The sequence below is a fragment of the Catelliglobosispora koreensis DSM 44566 genome (genome assembly GCF_000379685.1).
GTDB classification, from domain to species: domain Bacteria; phylum Actinomycetota; class Actinomycetes; order Mycobacteriales; family Micromonosporaceae; genus Catelliglobosispora; species Catelliglobosispora koreensis.
The window spans coordinates 967,805-985,431 of sequence record NZ_KB903249.1; the positions used below are offsets into that span (position 1 = coordinate 967,805).

General features: G+C 64.9%; 16 protein-coding genes. 10 read left to right on the top strand and 6 right to left on the bottom strand.

Annotation, left to right across the window (positions count from 1 at the left end):
- The first annotated feature begins 3 nt into the window (after positions 1-3).
- Both A3E1_RS0104445 and A3E1_RS0104450 read left to right on the top strand, forming a co-directional pair.
- Positions 4-1,029 (top strand): methyltransferase, encoded by a 1,026-nt coding sequence (locus A3E1_RS0104445; protein WP_020519536.1) that lies wholly within the window; start codon positions 4-6, stop codon positions 1,027-1,029.
- Between the two features lie 3 nt (positions 1,030-1,032).
- Entirely contained in the window at positions 1,033-2,583 is a 1,551-nt protein-coding gene (locus A3E1_RS0104450) for an AMP-binding protein (protein WP_020519537.1), read from the top strand.
- A 61-nt stretch (positions 2,584-2,644) separates the two neighbouring features.
- On the opposite strand, the gene A3E1_RS0104455 is transcribed toward A3E1_RS0104450, so the two are convergent.
- Together A3E1_RS0104455 and A3E1_RS38890 are read right to left on the bottom strand one after the other, a co-directional pair.
- Entirely contained in the window at positions 2,645-6,622 is a 3,978-nt protein-coding gene (locus A3E1_RS0104455) for a non-ribosomal peptide synthetase (protein ID WP_020519538.1), read from the bottom strand.
- 172 nt (positions 6,623-6,794) lie between these two features.
- The gene (locus A3E1_RS38890; protein ID WP_051104843.1) at positions 6,795-7,025 is read right to left on the bottom strand and encodes an acyl carrier protein; all 231 of its coding nucleotides are present in this window, start codon (positions 7,023-7,025) and stop codon (positions 6,795-6,797) included.
- 378 nt (positions 7,026-7,403) lie between these two features.
- Here A3E1_RS38890 and A3E1_RS0104465 point away from each other — a divergent pair, with 378 nt between their 5' ends.
- Positions 7,404-8,402, top strand: a complete 999-nt coding sequence (locus A3E1_RS0104465) for an MBL fold metallo-hydrolase (protein WP_245571079.1) — start codon at positions 7,404-7,406, stop codon at positions 8,400-8,402.
- Position 8,403: 1 nt separating this feature from the next.
- Here A3E1_RS0104465 and A3E1_RS0104470 read toward each other — a convergent pair whose 3' ends face one another.
- From A3E1_RS0104470 to A3E1_RS0104485, 4 genes are read right to left on the bottom strand one after another with little or no spacing between them, the layout of a single operon-like run.
- On the bottom strand, positions 8,404-9,777 hold the full coding sequence (locus tag A3E1_RS0104470) for an NAD(P)/FAD-dependent oxidoreductase (RefSeq protein WP_020519541.1): 1,374 nt from the start codon (positions 9,775-9,777) through the stop codon (positions 8,404-8,406).
- Between the two features lie 15 nt (positions 9,778-9,792).
- Positions 9,793-10,272, bottom strand: coding sequence for a VOC family protein (locus tag A3E1_RS0104475; protein WP_020519542.1), 480 nt, complete (start codon positions 10,270-10,272; stop codon positions 9,793-9,795).
- Entirely contained in the window at positions 10,269-11,591 is a 1,323-nt protein-coding gene (locus A3E1_RS0104480) for an NAD(P)/FAD-dependent oxidoreductase (protein WP_020519543.1), read from the bottom strand. The genes A3E1_RS0104475 and A3E1_RS0104480 overlap by 4 nt, the downstream gene beginning before the upstream one ends.
- Positions 11,588-13,153, bottom strand: a complete 1,566-nt coding sequence (locus A3E1_RS0104485) for a (2,3-dihydroxybenzoyl)adenylate synthase (protein WP_020519544.1) — start codon at positions 13,151-13,153, stop codon at positions 11,588-11,590. The genes A3E1_RS0104480 and A3E1_RS0104485 overlap by 4 nt, the downstream gene beginning before the upstream one ends.
- A 90-nt stretch (positions 13,154-13,243) precedes the next feature.
- Here A3E1_RS0104485 and A3E1_RS0104490 point away from each other — a divergent pair, with 90 nt between their 5' ends.
- From A3E1_RS0104490 to A3E1_RS0104520, 7 genes are all read left to right on the top strand, one after another.
- The gene (locus A3E1_RS0104490) at positions 13,244-13,438 is read left to right on the top strand and encodes a ferredoxin (protein WP_020519545.1); all 195 of its coding nucleotides are present in this window, start codon (positions 13,244-13,246) and stop codon (positions 13,436-13,438) included.
- Positions 13,435-14,559: a steroid 3-ketoacyl-CoA thiolase gene (locus A3E1_RS0104495; RefSeq protein WP_020519546.1), complete on the top strand. Its 1,125-nt coding sequence runs from the start codon at positions 13,435-13,437 to the stop codon at positions 14,557-14,559. The genes A3E1_RS0104490 and A3E1_RS0104495 overlap by 4 nt, the downstream gene beginning before the upstream one ends.
- A gap of 1 nt (position 14,560) precedes the next feature.
- Positions 14,561-15,712 (top strand): CaiB/BaiF CoA transferase family protein, encoded by a 1,152-nt coding sequence (locus A3E1_RS0104500; RefSeq protein WP_020519547.1) that lies wholly within the window; start codon positions 14,561-14,563, stop codon positions 15,710-15,712.
- A 73-nt stretch (positions 15,713-15,785) separates the two neighbouring features.
- Positions 15,786-16,526: a 3-oxoacyl-ACP reductase FabG gene (gene fabG, locus A3E1_RS0104505; RefSeq protein ID WP_020519548.1), complete on the top strand. Its 741-nt coding sequence runs from the start codon at positions 15,786-15,788 to the stop codon at positions 16,524-16,526.
- Positions 16,523-16,894 (top strand): hotdog family protein, encoded by a 372-nt coding sequence (locus tag A3E1_RS0104510; protein WP_020519549.1) that lies wholly within the window; start codon positions 16,523-16,525, stop codon positions 16,892-16,894. Before fabG ends, A3E1_RS0104510 begins: the two co-directional genes overlap by 4 nt.
- Entirely contained in the window at positions 16,894-17,385 is a 492-nt protein-coding gene (locus A3E1_RS38895; protein WP_020519550.1) for a 3-hydroxyacyl-ACP dehydratase FabZ family protein, read from the top strand. The genes A3E1_RS0104510 and A3E1_RS38895 overlap by 1 nt, the downstream gene beginning before the upstream one ends.
- Positions 17,372-17,626, top strand: coding sequence for an acyl carrier protein (locus A3E1_RS0104520; RefSeq protein WP_020519551.1), 255 nt, complete (start codon positions 17,372-17,374; stop codon positions 17,624-17,626). Before A3E1_RS38895 ends, A3E1_RS0104520 begins: the two co-directional genes overlap by 14 nt.
- Position 17,627 lies beyond the last annotated feature (1 nt).

The following is a 17,627-nucleotide window of genomic DNA, read 5'->3' on the forward strand; positions in this document are numbered from 1 at the left end:
ACCGTGCTGACCACTAAGCGCCGCGTACCCATTGATGTCGAATCGATCCTCACGCTCATGGAATTGGGCGATTACCTCTACCCCTACACGATCCGTGCGGTGTGCCTGCTCAACGTCGCCGACCACCTGGCTGACGGGCCACTGCCGATCGGGGAACTAGCCAAGGCCACCGGGGGCCACGAGGAGTCGCTGAAGAAAACGTTGCGCTACTTGGCCACCCGCGGGCTGTTCAAGGAGACCGAGACTGATGTCTTCGCGCTGACCCCGATCGCGGAACTGCTGCGCACCGATCACCCCTACTCGGCCCGTGAAGTCTTCCTGTCCCCGGTGGTGTGCACCCGGGCGATGGAAGGCCTCGACCACGCCCTGCGCACCGGCGAGCCCGCCTTCGACGCCGTGCACGGCCGTCCCATGTGGGACTACCTGGCCGACCACCCGGCCGACAGCCAGCGCTTCGACAAGGTGATGAGCGGTGTCACCGCCATGGAACTCATGGCCATCGTGCGATCCGTTGACTGGACCAGGTTTGGCACCATCGTCGACATCGGCGGCGGCAACGGCGGCTTCCTCGCCAGCCTGCTCGGCCGGCTGTCCAAAGCCAAGGGAGTGCTCTTCGACCTTCCCGGTGTGGTCGCCGGAGCACCGGAAATGCTTGCCGAAGCAGGGGTTGCCGACCGTTGCGGAGTCGTCGGCGGCAGCTTCCTGGTAGACCCGATCCCGCCCGGCGGTGACGCCTACGTGCTCAAGCGGATTCTCTACAGCTGGTCTGAGGAACAGGTCATCAGCATCCTGTCGCGCATCCGCGAAGCCATGGCCCCCAACGGCAGCGTGTTCATCCTGGAAGCCGGCCGGGTCGAGGCCGACTCACCGCCGCTGGCTCGCCGCATGGACATGCTCATCTTCACCCTCAACGGCAACGGCGCCCGCAGCATCGAACAGCAGCGCCAATTGCTGGGCGCGGCCGGACTCGAACTCGTCAACGTCACCATGACACCCATGTTCCCCATCATCGAGGCGAAGGCGGCGTAGGCGGTGAAGCTGGGCCAGCTAAGCGAATCAGGCGACCGTGGCATCCGGTTCGCTCAGCCTGACGGCTGGGACTTCTGGAGCTACGCCAGACTGGCCGAGCTGGCCCGGCAAACCAGCCACGCGTTACGGATCGCTGGGGTCCGCCCAGGTGACGTGGTATCCATTGTGGAGCGAACCGGGCCCGGCTTCGTCGGTGCGCTGTTCGGCACATGGCAGGCCGGAGCGACCGCGTCGCCGCTCGCGCCGCCAATGACGTTCGACGACGCCAGCCGCTATGCCGCACACCTGACCGGTGCGCTCACCGCCGCCAAACCAGCTCTTGTCGTTTGCGCGCCAACGGCTTTGGAGACGGTAAGCAAAGTGACCGCGGAGCTCGGGGTGCGGACCATCGACTCCGGGGCGCTATTGGCCGCCGGTGGCGGGCAAACGGGACCCGGCGTTGACCCGGCGCGGCTGGCGCTCATCCAGTTCACCTCCGGCACCAGCGGCCACGTGCGGGGCGTGCGCATTGCGGCGACCGCACTGGCCGCCAACGTCCACGCCATCCAGGCATGGCTGGAGATGACGCCAGAAGACGCAACGGCTTCCTGGCTTCCCGTGCACCACGACATGGGCCTGATCGGCTGCCTGCTGGCTCCGCTGGCGACCGGGGGAGACCTGTGGCTGATGCCGCCGGAAGAGTTCGTCCGCCGGCCCCTGCGCTATCTGGAATGCTTCGGGGTGCACGGTGCGCGGCTCACCGCACTGCCCGGCTTTGGGTTAGACCACATAACCCGGCGGGTACGCCCCGAAGCACTGTCCGGATTCGATTTCTCCGCCTGGCGGGCCGTCATCGTTGGTGCCGAACGCGTTTCGGCCTCCACTTTGGAGCGGTTCTTCCAGCTCGGCGAACCGGCCGGCCTGTCGCGATCCGCGCTGCTGCCCGCCTACGGCCTAGCCGAAGCGACACTGGCCGTCACCGGGCTGCCGTTGCGCACCGGCTGGCAAGCCCGCGACGGCGACGCCGGCACCGTGGTCGGTTGCGGCCAGCCGCTACAAGGCGTCACCGTGACGGTCGTCGACGATGACGGAAACGCTGTGCCTGACGGGCAACCCGGCGAAATCGTCGTCGGCGGCACATCTGTGGGCGAAGGCTACGCCCAGTCCACCACGTTTGACGACGGGACAGTCCGCACCGGAGACGCCGGTGTGCTCGAAGACGGGCAGCTCTACGTCTTCGGCCGCCTCGGCGACAGCCTCAAGATCCGTGGACGGGCCGTGTTCGCCGAAGACCTCGACGCTCTTCTCGTTGCCGCGCTTGGCATTCCGGCCGGGCGCGCCACCACCGTCCTCGGCCACGACAACGGCACCGCTACAGCGCTGGTGATCCTGGAAGGGGCGCGTCCCGCATGGCGCGAAGGGCTCTCCGGTGTCTTGTTCCCCCACGTTGGCGGGGCACGCCTGGTGCCCGTAGCCGTGCCGATGGGCACGGTGCCGCGTACGACCAGTGGCAAACCCAAGCGCCGTGAACTGTGGGCGGCGCACCTGGCCGGAACCCTGACCGACCGGGCCTGAAACGGCTGCGGGCCGGGACGGATGTTGCTCATCCGCTCCGGCCCACCGTTGGCGGCTAGGCTTACAGCAGCCGGGCGATCTGCGAAACGTTGTCTCCCTTCAGCATGCCGAAGTGATCGGCCGGCAGTACCATGCCGGCGCTCATGTCAGGAAGCGCTTGCCGCAGCGGCATAAGGTAGTGCCCGCCGGGCCCCGCTAGCCCCGCACCGGCTTCGATCAGCTCAACCGGAAGCTGGGCAGTGACTTGCGGGGTGTAGGCCAGCAACGCCTTGGTGTTGCGGGCGAACACCTCGAACATGCGCGACAGCTCGTCAAACGTCAGCTGCTTGAGCACCGGCAGCTGCCCGGACAAGTCGCTCCACGCGTAATGCAGCGCCTTGGACGCTCCAGCCTGCCCGTCGAGACCAGCAGCGCTCAAGTCGACTTCCGACTCGGCCAGATTGGACAGGAACGATCCGGCCAGAGCCAGTTCCGTGGGCACTGGGGCGTCCTGACGGCGTACCCACGGGTCAATCATCAACACGGTGCAGTCGCGGCCGTTAGCGAGCAGCTGCCGGCCCATCTCATAGGCGATGACCCCACCAAGTGACCATCCCGCTAGCCGGACCGTGCCCTCGTTGACCGTCTGCACCACTTCGGACAGATACTCCGCCGCGATCTCCTCGATAGACGTCGCCGTCGAGCCCGCCAGGCCAAGCACCGACCGCCGTGATTCCACAGCGGACACCAAATCCCGGTAACACAACAGGTCACCGCCGACCGGGTGCACCAGCACCAGTGGATCGCCGCCGCTGCCGCCTAACCGCTGCAGCACCCGGCGTGTTGCCTGCGGAGTCTGTGAAACCAGGCTGCGGGCCAGCTTTTCCACCGATGCCGAGGTGTACAGCGTCGCCAGGGGAAGTCGCTGCCCGAACTCCTGCTCGATGCGGTTCATCAGCTGGGCCGCGTGCAGCGAGTTGCCGCCCGAGGCGAAGAAGTCATCGAAACGGCTAACCTCTGGCACGTCAAGAAGCTCCTGCCACATCTTGGCCAGTGCCCGCTCGGTGTCTCCCACCGGTGCCGCGCCTTTAGGAGTGATGGCGACCGTGTTCAGCGCGATGGCCTGCTCGCTGAGCAGCCGCCGGTCTACCTTGCCGTTGGCGGTGAGGGGAAGGCTGAACCGCACGTCAATGATGCGCGGCACCATGTAGGACGGCAGCCGGTCCTCCAAATAGGACCGCAGCTCACTTTCGAAGCCTGGATGGGTGCGGTCCGAGGCGGCGAAGCCAACCAGGGAAACCCCATGCGTGGCTTTGCGGGTGACGACAACAGCGTCGTTGACCGCCTCATGCGCCAGTAGCACAGCTTCGATTTCGGTCAGCTCGACCCGGAATCCGTTGACCTTCACCTGCGGATCTTCCCGGCCCAGGAACTCCAGTGTGCCGTCGGGCCAGTAACGGCCCCAGTCGCCGGTGCGGTAGATCCGTTCGCCGGTGCGCGGATGGACTTTGAACGCCGCCTCGGTCAGCTCAGGGCTGTTGTGATAACCGGCCGCCAGACCGTGCCCGGCGATGTAAAGCTCACCGGCCACCCAGTCCGGCCGGTGCCGCAACTGCCCGTCCAGCACATGGAAACGCTGATTGCGCAGTGGGAATCCATACGGGATGCTCACCCAGTCTTCGGGCGGCTCGGCAGGCACGGGGTAGTAGTTGGACCAGATGGACGCCTCCGTCGCGCCGCCCAGGCTGACACAGCGCGCGTTCGGTGCCGCGTCAAGCAGATCACCGCCCAGCGTCACCGGCACCCAGTCGCCGCTGACCATCGCCAGCCGTAAAGCCGGTAAGGGTGAGCGTTCCCCTGCCCGCACGAAGTCGACGAACATGGCTAGATATGCCGGGACACTGTTCCAGATGGTCACATCGTGATCGAGGGCGAGGGAGTACAGGTGGGTCACCTCGCGGGCGGCCTGCGCATCGGGAACGACAATCGCCCCGCCGGCGGCCAGAAGCCCGAACACATCCCACACCGACAAGTCGAAGGTGTAGTCCGACACCGCGAGAACCCTGTCCTGAGGGCCGACAGTGAAGCGGTCATTGATGTCGGCGATGGTGTTGGCCGCACTCGTATGTGTGATCATCACACCTTTTGGCGTGCCACTAGTGCCCGAGGTGAAGATGACGTAGGCCAGCCGGCTGCCGTCGTGATCAGGCACAACCTCTGGCGCGCCGGTATTGTCCGCGATGGTCTGCGCCACCGGCAGCACCTCGGCCTCAGCCTCGCCAGCGGGTTCTTCGACATCACTGAGAATGAACCGTAACTCGCACATCTGGCTGACTTGCTCACGACGTTGCTCCGGCCATTGTGGAGACACTGGGACGTAGGCGCCACCGGCCATCATGACGCCCAGCAAAGCGGCGATCTGATGCGGCCCACGGGCAGCGGTTACCCCGACCAGCTCGCCCGGGCGGACCCCGCGCACCCGCAGAGCGTGGGCGACGGCATTGGCCTGCGAACGTAACTGGCCATAGGTGACCTGACCGGCCGCGGTGATCACAGCGGGCCGGCCGGGGCTGCGCATCGCTTGCCGCTCAAACAGTTCGTGCAGCGTCACCGGCGCGATGGGCATGCTGGTGTCGTTGACCCGCGCCCGGATGGCCAGCTGCGAGGCAGGTGTGAAGTCAAACGCCTCGGCATGCCACGCCTCTTCGGAGTCGGCCAGTCGCGTGAGCACACGCTGGTAGGCGGCGAACATCTCATCGATGACACCCGGCACATAAAGATCGTCAGCGGTGTCCCATTGAACCACCAGTTCGTTGTCGGCCATATAGACCTGATGGTCAAGCGACACCTGCGGGGTGCGAACCCGGCCCTCAAGCCGTTGCCAGCCAAGGATTTCCAGGAAAACACCACTGCTGTCTTCGCCAACCCCCAGCATGCTGGTGAAGACCACTGGCATCAACGGTTCCCGCGAGTTGCCGTGACGCTGGTTGAGTTCGCGAATGACAGACACCCCACTGAAAGCGGAGTTCTGCAGATCTGAGGCCAGCTGGCGCCGCCACGCCTTCGCCCGGTCCAGGAAGGTGCTCTCGGGTGCCCCACCGGCACATTCGAGAAGCAAGGTGCTGCTGAAGTTGCCGACCACATTGCCAACGTCTGGACTCAACGGCGCCCGCTCGCCATACATGATGTTGATGGTGAAGTTCGGTGCCTTCGCCCAGTGCCGCAGAACCTCGCAGAAGGCCGCCCCGATGGCCATCGTTGGGGTGAGGCGGTTCTTCTTGGTCGCGGCGGCCAGTTTGGCCCACTGCTGCGATGGCATCCGGAAGATACGCCGGACCAGATTGGGATCCGGGTCGCCGCCACGGCGGCGCCGGGGAAGCTGTGGTGCCGACGGCAGTGTCTCGATCCGGTCCATCCAGTAGGCACGTGCGGTCGCGTATTCAGGCAGTTCTCTGCGTTCATCGATCTCGTTGCGGTACTCGCGGAACGTGTAACGCAAGGGAGGAAGTTGCTGCCCCGCCAGCAACGCCTTTAGTTCCTGGGCGAAGATCTCGCCGGAGAAGCCATCGATCGCCAGCAGGCGCCCGCACACCTGAACGATCGTCTTACTGTCCATCTTGAACACCTTGACGGTGAACGGAGCGGCGTCGGTCAACGGCGTGGCCAGCCGGTAGCACTCGTCGCGGCTTTCGGCCAGGATCTGTGCGCACACCTCGGCTGGGAAGCCTTGCAATGAGCGATAGGACAGTGGCACTGGAAGCTCGTTGTGGACACGCAACGTCGCTGATGCGTCAAAGGTGGCGCGAAGCATTTCATGGCGGCGCATAAGCTCGTGTAAAGCCCGGCTTAGGGCGACGATGTCGACTTCCCGACATGCGTACTCCTCATAGAAAAGTGCCGGGCCGCCAAGGGAATAATCACCAAGCTCGCCAAACAGGTATGCGCCTTGTAGGTCGCTTAACGGTGCCCTGGCAACAATGCGTCCGGGCTGCTTTGGAATGTTGGTCTGGCTAGTGCCGTTTCGCCCCACCAGGCAGGCCTGAAATCGGATGTTCTTCATCTCACGTGGTCCCCAAACCTCTGCTTGAATGCATCGATAAACTCAGATGCATATGGGCCCCCGCCGGAATGCGGCGTCGTAGGATGCGCGATCCACTTGGGTAATGGTTGCGGTAGCTGGAAATGCTGGACTTAGTTTCGTCGGATCCTCGACGGAACTAGCAGGTTTCCGGCTAGCCGCTAGCGATCATCGAGTCGACGAGGCGAGTTAGCTCTGCGGGCGTTGGCTGCTCAAACACTTCCACCATCGGCACCTGTACCCCAAATACGATGCCGATCCAGTGCACCACCGCGGCCGCCGCCATGGAGTCGCCCTCGAGGTCGTCAAAGAAGTCAGTCTCCGGCTCGACCGGTTTCTTGAAGATATTGCCCCATATGTCGAGCATTTTTTCTTGGGTGTTCAACAGTTCCCCCTGTCCCTGGCGCCAGTTCCCCCCAGAAAGCACCTAATACAAGATTTCAAACAAGATGTGAAAATGCCCGGCGTGTCCATAATGGACCATAATTCCACGGGAATGAATGTCGTGATTGCATGACGACACGCTAGCGCACTAAGGCACCTTTGCAAGAGGGTTCTTCAATAGCGTTGCCCCATGGATTAAGGTTCAAGGGGAGAGGCGAAGTTGCTTGTGGCGGCTGGATCGGGCACTCTAGGGCATTTACAACCGACTCTGTCACAAGGTCATCTAGCCCTGTCTACGGATCGATGAATATTAAGTAATCTTCTTCTGTTAAATAGGTTTTCGGAGGGTCACATGTGGTATCCACGGAGTGTTTACCGAGTGTTTGACACTTTGCGATCGAAGCGCCGCGGACAGCGACGCTGGCCACGAGGATTCGCCGACCGGCTCACCCACCCGATGCCCAGCTGGCGGCATGTGCAAAAGCTCATGCTCTCCGGCGGGATGAAACCCGACCTGCGCGACAGCAACCGGATTCCGCTCGCGGTAGCCAGCGATCTGCCGGCCGTGCCCGAGGGAGGCAGCTCGGTCACCTGGATCGGCCACGCCACCTGTGTCGTGCGCATGGGCGGGGTCACCCTGCTCACCGACCCGGTGTGGTCACAGCGCATCCCCGGCGTCAAACCACGCTTCTCCCCGCCCGGCATTCCGCTAGAGGCCATTGGCCACATCGACGCCGTGGCCATCAGCCACAACCACTTCGACCACCTTGACGCCCCCACGATCAAGCGGCTCCCACGTGACACCACCATGCTCGTGCCCGCCGGGCTCGCCTGGTGGTTCCGCCGCCTCGGCTTCACACAAGTGACCGAATTGGACTGGTGGGAAACCGCCTCCATCGGCCCTGTCGAGGCACAATTCGTCCCGGCCCACCACTGGAGCCGCCGCACCCTGTTCGACGGATGCCAAAGCCTATGGGGCGGCTGGATGTTCACCGCCGAAGGAGGCAGCGCCACCCAGCAGCGCGTGTTCTTCGCCGGAGATTCCGCCTACGGCAACTACTTCAGCGAAATCGGCCAGCGCTGTCCCAACATCGATCTGGCGCTCATGCCCGTCGGCGCGTTCCTGCCCCGCTGGTTCATGAAACCACTGCACATGAACCCAGCCGAAGCCGTGCGCGCCACCGAAGACCTTGGGGCGGCCCGCATGGGCACCATCCACTGGGGAGCGTTCGCCATGTCAGCCGAAGCACCCATGGCGCCGGTGGAGCTGGCCCGCCAGGCCTGGGCCGAAGCCGGCCGCCCTGCGGAAGATCTGTGGGACTTCGCCGTCGGCGAAACCCGTGACCTTATCCCCAGCCCCACCGCGCCAAGAGCCTGACCTAACGGCCAGAACGGCTGTGGCGCTTAAAGAACGAACCCGGCGCGAGTGCGGCACGATAGGGGAGCATCAACGGCAGCTTGTCACCGACACGCTGCCGCCAGATGAAGTAATCGGCACCCTTGTTGCCCCACTCGCCCGGCAGGAACTTCGGCTGATTGACCGTCACAAACGCCAGATCCGTGTACTCGGTCTGCCGCTCCAGCACCAGATCCCGCAGGATCTTCCCACCGGTGTGGCTGGCAGCGATCCCACTGCCCGTGTAGCCATGTCCATAAATCATCCCGCTAGGAGTGCGGCCGAACTGCGGGATGAACGTGTGACTCCAGCTGATCAGGCCGCCGTGGGCATACGCGAACTTGACATCGCCCCACTGCGGGAAGAACCCGCGGAACGACTCCTCCAGCAGACCAAACGCTTCGTCGTTGCGCTCGTGCGCACGGCTCGTCTCGCGGTCACCGAAGCGGTACCACAGACCGCCGGCCCACAGCACACGGTTGTCCGGAGTGAGCCGGGCCGCGGTGGAAAACGACAGTGAATTGGCGACGGCTTCCCGTCCCGGCCACCGCACCTTAGCCAGCTGAGCGTCCGTCAACGGCTCGCTGACCATCAGGTAGTTCCAGATGGGATATTGCCGGGCGTAAAGCTCAGGAAACGTTCCCTGCCAAGCGTTGGTGGCCACCACGACCTGGCTCGCGGTAACCGTGCCATGCTCGGTGGTGATCTCCCACTTGTCGCCGTTCTTGACGATGGTGGTCACCGGCGTCTGCTCGTGAATCGTCACGCCCTGTGAACGCACCACGCGGGCCAGCCCGCGTACCAGACGGTGGGGGTTGACCTGAGCCCCACTGACCTTGATAGCACCCAGCACCGATGGTGACCCGATGATCTCCTGCGCCCGCTTGGCGTCCAGGAGATCAAAGGCACCCGCACCGGCCCGGTTGGCCCGCGCGACCTGCAGCTGAATGCGCGCCAGCTGTTTGCGGTCCGTGGCCACCTGCACGATGCCGTTGCTCTGGAAGTCAGCGTCGATCTCATTGCGCTTGCAGAAACGGCCCAGCTCCAGAATGGACCGGGCGACCGACTTGTACACACCGCCGGCCTTCTCCCGGCCGTAGTACCACAGCATCCGCCGCAGCACCTTGCCCGCCGTCATCTGCACGAAGCCAGCGTTCATGCCGGAGGCTCCAGCACCGGCATAGTCAGCTTCCAGGATGTGCACGTCGAGGCCGGGTGACTCTTCCTTGAGGAAATGCGCGGCCCACAAACCGGTGTAACCGCCACCCACGATGGCCACGTCACAGCTGACGTCGCCGGGCAACGGCGGCCCCGGCTCTACCGGCTCGGTGCTCAGCCAATAATTCTCATACCGCATGGGATTAGCTCCTAATCAGACAGTTGCGGGAGTCGCCGCGCGGCGTTCCCTGACGCGAGCGCGCATTTGCTGCATGAAGAATTCGGCGTTGAGCCAGTAAAGCTCCAGCCAGATGTTGTCCGGGTCGCGCAGCCAGATCCCGAAACCGGCCTCCAGGAACAACTTCTGCACCCCGTCGTGCTGCACCCCCGCCGCGGTCAGGTGCTCAGCCCAGGCGGCGAGGTCTTCCCGCTCAGGAACGTGGAAGGCGAGGTGGTGCAAGCCGACCCGGTTCTCATTGAACGGCTCCGGGTCCGGGTTGTCTGCCTGTCCAAGCACGACTGACGTCAGCGCCTTGGTGTGCAGCAGGGTCCGGAAGTGAAAGCCGCTTTCCACCGGCCGCGCATCACGCACCACGGTGAAACCCAGCGCGCGGCAATACCACTCCGTGCTGCGCTCCAGATCCCGCACGGTGAGGTTGATATGCGTGCCACCGTTAAGCATGGGGACGTTCACAGGACTCTCCTCATAACAAATCCGGCCAGCGGCGCCTTTCGCCCGGTCCGGTCCTCGTAGTTATCTGCCCAGCTGGCTGCCGCCGCGACACCGCGGACTCCCAGCCAGCGCAGCGGTTCTGGCTCCCAGCGGCGGGAGCGGTGGTTGACCCAGCACAGCCGGGTCTCGGCCCGCTGCTGCCCGGTCACCAGCGCGGTCAGCGTGCGCCCCGCGAGATTGCTCAGGGCCACACCTTCCCCGCCATAACCACCCGCGTAGCCCATGTTGGTGGCCGGATCAAAGACCACGGCAGGCTCCGAATCACGGTGCAGGCCATATTCACCGCTCCACTGATGCGTGATCTCCACATCGCGCAGCAGGGGGAACAGCTCGCCGATCAGTTGCCGCAACCGGGCGAAGATCACCTCATCGGCACCGGCGCGCGCCTTGTAGCCCACGCCACGGCCGCCAGCGACCAGCCGGTTATCGGCGGTGCGCTGGAAATAGCCGAACTGATAACGCGAATCGGCGACGGTCATGCGGTCCTGCCAGCCGAGGTCCTGCCACACACTGTCCGGCAATGGAACGGTGGCGATCAAGCGGGAACGCACCGGCAGGACCCGGCGCGCATGCCCGGTCAAGGAACCGGTGTAGCCCTCCGTCGCGCACAGGACCACCTTGGCGCGCACGTCACCTTGATCGGTGCGGACGACACCGGGTCCAATGTGGACAGCGCGCACTCCCTCGGCGATCGTCACCCCACGCCGCTCCACCGCGCTGGCTAGCCCGATCGCGATCCGCCCGGGCTGCACGGTCGCGCAGTTGGGGGTGAACCCTGCCGCGATCACGCTCGTGGCGTTCAGGCGGCTTTTCGCCGCGGTACCCTCAAAAATGGTCATGTCATTGATGCCCAGCTTGAGGCGCATGTCCTGCCACGCCAGCAACCGCTGCCGTTGCGGCTCGTTTCGGGCCAGGTAAAGCGATCCGTCGCGCTGCCAGCCGGCGTCGATTCCCTCGCTGGACAGCACCTTCTCGATCTCATCGAGCGACTTGCCCGCCGTGCGGTAAAACCGCATCGCGCCCATCGGGCCGTAACGAAGCACCAGATTGCCAAGCCACGTCGGCATTTCCGTGGTGCACCAGCCACCGTTGCGGCCCGAGGCACCAAACCCGGCGTGCTCGGCTTCGATGAGCAGCACACTGAGCTCAGGTGCCTGAACGCCGAGGTAATAGGCGGTCCACAGCCCGGTAAAGCCGGCCCCGACGATGACGACATCAGCCTCGCGGCGGCCCTGCAAACCGGGCCGCCGCGGCGGTTTGCCCTCAAGCCACAGACTCATGACCCATCCAGCAATGCGGCGAGTTTGCGTTTGTCGATCTTGCCAACGTTGGTCTGCGGCAACGACTCCACGATTTCCAGCCGGTCTGGCAGCTTGAAATCAGCCAGGCCCCGCTGGCGCAACAGCTCACGCAACTCGGCCAGCGTCGGTGGCTCGCCACGGGCGACGATCACCGCGCAGATCTTCTCGCCGAGCCGCCGGTCCGCCAGCGGCAACACAGCGGCACCACGCACGTTCGGGTGCGCGATCAGATGGCTTTCCACCTCATCGGAAGAGACCTTCTCACCACCGCGGTTGATGACGTCCTTGATGCGGCCGGTAATGACCAGGCGGCCTTCGGCGGTCAGCTTGGCGAGGTCACCCGTGCGCAGGAAACCATCAGCGGTGAAGACCGTCTTGTTGTGCTCCTCGACGTTGTAATAGCCCCGCAGCACACACGGCCCACGCACCAGCAGCTGCCCGGTTTCCCCGGCAGGCAACGGCTTGTCGTCCTCATCGACGATCAGCAACTCGTCGCCCTCGCACATCGGCGTGCCCTGCGTCGTTGCCGCCACCTCATCTCCGTCGTCGCGGCGGGTGAAGCACAAAATGCCTTCAGCCATCCCGAACCAGTGCGTCAGCGTCGCCCCCAGCGCCGGGCGCACCTTGCGGCCCAGCTCCGGCGCGAGCACCGCACCGCCCACCTCGATCGTCAAGCCGGACAGGTCCGCGTTGAACAACTCCGCGGTGTCTGTCCAAAGTGACAACACGGCCGGCATCAGTGTCGTCAGCGTGACCTTCTCCTGCGCGATCAGCGGGAAGACCTCATCGGGAGCCGGGCTGGAAGCCAGCACCGCCCGCCCGCCCACCCACAGCGCGCCAAGCGCACCCGGGCAGCCCAGGGCGGCATTGTGCGCCACCGGCAGCGCCGCCAGATAGGCGTGCCGCTCATCGAAGCCCATCGCCGCCGCGCTCGCGCGCATCTGGAAGGCATAGTCGTCGTGGGTCCGGGGGATCAGCTTCGGCAAACCCGTTGTGCCCCCGGACAGCAAGAAGAACGCCACATCCGACGGGCTAGGTCCCTGATGATCGCGAGGCGTGCCGCTGACCGAGGCGAGGTCACCGGCAAGCAACACATGTTTGAGCGTGTTCGCCTCCTTGGCCACCTCCTGCGCCAGGTCGGCGTGCGGGGTGATCAACGCTACGGCTTCGGAATACTGCGCCAGATAGGTCAGCTCGGCCCGCCGGTGCGCCGGCAGCGCCAGGACCGGAAGCGCTCCTATCCGGAATAGCGCGACACACGTTGTCACAAACTCGACGGTGTTGGGCAGCCCGACCACGACGCGGTCACGCCGTCCAATCCCGAGCTCGGCCAGGCCCGCAGCCAGCTGATCGGCCCGCAGATCCAGCTCACCATAGGAATAGCGGGCTTGCTTAGTGACGACCGCGGTGCGCTGCGGATCAGTGGCAGCCGGCCCGCGCAGAAGATCGCCCAGGACCTCGCCCCGCCAGTAACCAGCCTGGCGATAGCGGTCCGCAAACTCTGGTGGCCAGGGCGTGAAGCCATGCAGTGGTGTTTCCACGCGAACCTCCTCGCAAGTGAAGACTTGCATTCGCACAGACGCTATCTAGGGTGTTGGATAGACACAAGAGATACGAGGAGATACGAGACCATGCGAGTAGTCGTCGAGTATGAGAGCTGCGACAGTAACGGCCTGTGCGCCGCCGCGGCTCCCGAAGTGTTTGAAGTCCGTTCAGACGATTTTCTCTACGTGCTGGACGAGAAGCCGCCGCCGCATCTGTGGCCAAGCGTCGAGCAGGCCGCCAGGGCGTGCCCGAAACTCGCCATCACGCTGGAAGACGCATGAGCCAGGCGGTGATCGTCGCGGCCACCCGCACGCCGATCGGCCGGCGTGCGGGTGTGCTGTCCGCCTACAAAGGCGTTGAACTGCTGGCCCACGTCATCAAAACGGTGCTGGATCAGTCCGGAGTGGACCCCGCCCAGGTCGACCAGATCATCGGCGGCTGCGTCACCCAGGCCGGTGAGCAGAGCCTCAACGTCACCCGCAACGCCTGGCTCAACACCGGCTTCGACCCTCGTGTTGGATGTACGACAGTTGATGTCTCCTGTGGTTCGGCACAACAGGCGAACCACCTCATGTCGGCTCTCATCACCAGCGGGGCGATCGACATCGGCATCGCCTGCGGGGTCGAAACGATGAGCCGTGTGCCCATCGGCGTCAACCTCTACCAGGGTCCCGGCCACTACAAGACCGCCGAATACCCGTGGGACGATCCGCCGAAGTCACAATTCGGTGGCGCGGAACGGATCGCCACACGCCAGGGCCTGACCCGTGCCGACACGGACGCGTTCGGCGTGCAGTCGCAGGAACGGGCCGCCACAGCCTGGTCCGAAGGACGGTTCGACCGCGAGATCACCGCGTTTAAGGGCGTCTCACGAGACGAGGGCCTGCGGCCGACCACCATGGACACTCTTTCGACCCTCAAGACCAATGTGCCTGACGGAGTACACACACCTGGTACCACATCTCAAATCTCCGACGGCGCGGCCGCCATCTTGTGGATGTCCCTGGACAAAGCCAAGGCACTGGGCTTAAAGCCAAGAGCCGTGCTCGCCGGCGGCGTCGTCACCGGAGCGGATCCGTACTACCTGCTCGACGGACCGGTAGAAGCCACCTCCCGCGTGCTGGCCAAGACCGGCATGAGCATCAGCGACTGCGATCTATTCGAAGTCAACGAGGCTTTCGCCGCCGTCGTGCTCAACTGGGCTGAGCAGCACAAGGCCGACCTGCAGCGCACCAACGTCAACGGCGGTGCCATCGCCCTCGGGCATCCCTTGGGCGCCACCGGCACCAGGCTGCTCGTCACCGCACTGCACGAACTCGAACGCACCGATCAAGAACACGCCCTGATCACCATGTGCTGCGGCGGATCGCTGGGCACGGCTTCTATCCTGCGGCGGGTCTGACATGCGGCGCGAAGACTTCTACCGCGAAGCCCGCTCCGATGTGGACGGACCCTTGCACGGCATCCGCGTGCTCGACGTGACCCGCGTCTGGTCCGGACCGCAGGCCACCTGTGTCCTGGCCGACATGGGAGCCGACGTCATCCGCGTCGAGCTGCCCAACGGCCGCGACGGTGACGTGCCGCCCAACATTCCGGGCACGGGACTGTCGTGGTTTCGTGAGTCGGTCAACCGCAACAAACGCAGTGTCGGCCTGGATCTTCGGGAGTCGGCCAGTGCGTTCCTCGACCTCGTACGCGACGCCGACCTGGTCGTGGAGAACTACCGTCCCGGGACGCTGAGCGGATGGGGCGCCGGTTACGAAGACTGCCGCAAGGTCAAGCCAGACATCATCTTCGTGTCCATCACCGGCTGGGGACAATACGGCACCGGCATCGACCGGCCCGCCTACGATCCCGCCGTCCAGGCCGCCAGCGGCTGGATGGCCCTCAACGGCGACACCCGGGCACCAACGTTCCTGGCCGACGAGTTAGCCGGCCTGCACGCCGCCATCGGCGCCCTGGCCGCCCTCAACCACCGCCATCGCACCGGCGAAGGCCAGCACGTCGACGTCGCCATGCTTGACGCCGTCCTGGCCAGCAGCTGCGGGCTGCTCACCCTCGCGGCCGCCGGTGCGCCACCGGTGCCCATGGGCAACGAAACCGACTTCGTCGTTCCGTCCAATGTGTACCCATGCCAGGACGGTTCGGTCTATCTGGCTGTCGCGCTCAACAAACACTGGCGTGCCCTCGTCGCCCTGCTCGGGCAGCCTGACCTGGCCCGGCACACCACCAATGTGGACCGGCTGGCCCACCGCGGCGAAATCAACACCGCCGTCGCGTCCTGGTGCGCCGAACGCCCTGTGGCGTTTGTCATCAAAGCTTTTACCGAGGCGGGATTGGTCGCCGAGCGCATCCGCCCGCTAGCCGAGGTCGCCACCGATCCGCACGTGCTTGAACGCGACATGCTGCAAAACACTCGCCTGCACAACGGCACTGTCGCACCTTTGACCGGACCTGCGGCGAAGTTCTCCAGAACCCCTACCAAGGTGCGGTTTGGCGCTTCGGCTCCCGGAGCCGACACCGAGAGTGTGTTGACACAAGAGACTCGTATTTGAGACTGTTCAGCGTGGGAACACGACATACGAGTCTCGTGTTTTCTCGTATGTTCCAGTGACAGGAGGCGGGACCTTGCGCGACCAGCAGCTGGCACTAGTAACCGGAGCATCGCGAGGCATCGGCCGGGCGATCGCCTTACGGCTGGCCCAGCAGGGATATGCGATCGCGGCCTGCTACAGCACGCCAAGTGAAGCCGCCGACGAGGCGCAGAAGGAAATCGCCGGCGTCGGCGTGCCCCACTACTACGCGACCTGCGACGTGACCGACGCCGCGGCGGTCGAATCGTTCATCTCCACCGCCGAGGACCGCCTCGGGCCCATCCACGCACTGGTCAACAACGCCGGAATCACACGCGACGCACCCCTCGTGCTCGCCAAGCGGTCCGATCTGGACGCCGTGATGGACACCAACTTCGGCGGCACCTGGAACTTCTGCCGCGCGCTCGCGTTCCGGTTCATGAAACGGCGGGCCGGCAACATCGTCAACCTGTCCTCCGTCGCCGGCGTCTACGGCAACTCAGGCCAAACGGCATACGGCGCGAGCAAAGCCGCGATCATCGGGCTGAGCCGGTCGCTGGCCAAAGAAGTTGCCGCCTATGGCATTCGCGTCAACGTCGTCGCCCCCGGCTTCATCGAAACCGACATGACCGGTGTGCTCGACCCCAAAGTGCGCGACAAGGCCCTGCAACTGATCGCCCTGCGCCGCTACGGCAGCGCCGACGATGTCGCCCACATGGTCGAGTTCCTCATCTCCGCCAAGGCTGACTACATCACCGGCCAGGTGTTCCAAGTGGACGGCGGGATCACCCTATGACCGTCTCATTCGCGACGCCATTGCGCGCGGTGGAGCAGCTCGACGTCACCGCCGACACCCTCACCGCCCGGCTCTACATCGACCCGGAGCACCCGATCCTGCGCGGCCATTTCCCCGGCCTGCCGCTGTATCCAGGCGTGTTCATCGTCGAAACCCTTTGCCAGGCCATGGCTCAGGCGTTTCCCACCCAGAGCCGCCTGCTGTCGGTGCGGTCACTGCGCCTGACCGCTCCGCTGCACGGCGGCGACGAACTCACGCTGACCGTCAAGCTCACCCCACTAGACGGCGGATGGAACGCGCGAGGCACCGGCCGGCGCCGCGACGGTGCGGCCGCCGCCTCCATCTGGGCCGTTTTTGGTGGTGCCTAATGGATATCGCCAAAGTGCAAGCGGCACTGCCGCAGCGGCACCCGCTGCTTCTGGTCGACCGGGTCCTCAACATGGAGCCGGGCCGGTCGATCGAAACCATCAAAGCGGTCACCGCGTCGGACCCGTGTTACGCGGACGTCCCCGTGGGAGCCGAGATCGGGGCATACGCCTACCCGGTCTCGCTGCTGATCGAATCGTTCGGGCAGAGCGCCGCATTGCTGTGGCTCGGCGACGAAGCGGCAGCCGACGGATCAGTGCTGCTCTTCCTGGGCGCACGTGAGTACCGCGTCGAAGGACGGGCCTACCCCGGGGACGTGGTTCGCCACGTCGTGCACCTGGAGCAGGTTGTCGCCGACACCGCTTTCGCCACTGGCGAATCGTGGGTCGGGGACACACGGATAGCACACATTGGCTCACTGATGGCCGCCCGCCGCCCCAAGGACGCGGTCGGGACAACGTCCAATGAGGAGGATCGCCATGTCAGAACTTGAGCAGCGGTACGCCGAGCTGCGCGAGATCATTGCCGAGGTGCTCGAGATCGAGCCTGAGGAACTCACCGACTCTGGCGACTTCGCCGAGGAGTACCAAGCGGATTCGCTTCGTGCGATTGAGATCCTCGCCCGTATCGACAAGCACTTCAAGGTCGAGATCCCGCAGTCGGAGCTGCCGGAACTGCGCAACCTAAAAGCCACCTTCGACGCGGTTTCGCGTCACGCGGGCTGGCAGGGCTGAG

Bases quoted from the DNA above. Each gene is read 5' to 3' on its own strand.
- A3E1_RS0104455 (WP_020519538.1), bottom strand. From the start codon at position 6,622: ATGAAGAACATCCGATTTCAGGCCTGCCTGGTGGGGCGAAACGGCACT.
- A3E1_RS0104470 (WP_020519541.1), bottom strand. From the start codon at position 9,777: ATGCGGTATGAGAATTATTGGCTGAGCACCGAGCCGGTAGAGCCGGGG.
- A3E1_RS0104480 (WP_020519543.1), bottom strand. From the start codon at position 11,591: ATGAGTCTGTGGCTTGAGGGCAAACCGCCGCGGCGGCCCGGTTTGCAG.
- A3E1_RS0104490 (WP_020519545.1), top strand. From the start codon at position 13,244: ATGCGAGTAGTCGTCGAGTATGAGAGCTGCGACAGTAACGGCCTGTGC.
- A3E1_RS0104495 (WP_020519546.1), top strand. From the start codon at position 13,435: ATGAGCCAGGCGGTGATCGTCGCGGCCACCCGCACGCCGATCGGCCGG.
- A3E1_RS0104500 (WP_020519547.1), top strand. From the start codon at position 14,561: ATGCGGCGCGAAGACTTCTACCGCGAAGCCCGCTCCGATGTGGACGGA.
- A3E1_RS0104510 (WP_020519549.1), top strand. From the start codon at position 16,523: ATGACCGTCTCATTCGCGACGCCATTGCGCGCGGTGGAGCAGCTCGAC.
- A3E1_RS38895 (WP_020519550.1), top strand. From the start codon at position 16,894: ATGGATATCGCCAAAGTGCAAGCGGCACTGCCGCAGCGGCACCCGCTG.
- A3E1_RS0104520 (WP_020519551.1), top strand. From the start codon at position 17,372: ATGTCAGAACTTGAGCAGCGGTACGCCGAGCTGCGCGAGATCATTGCC.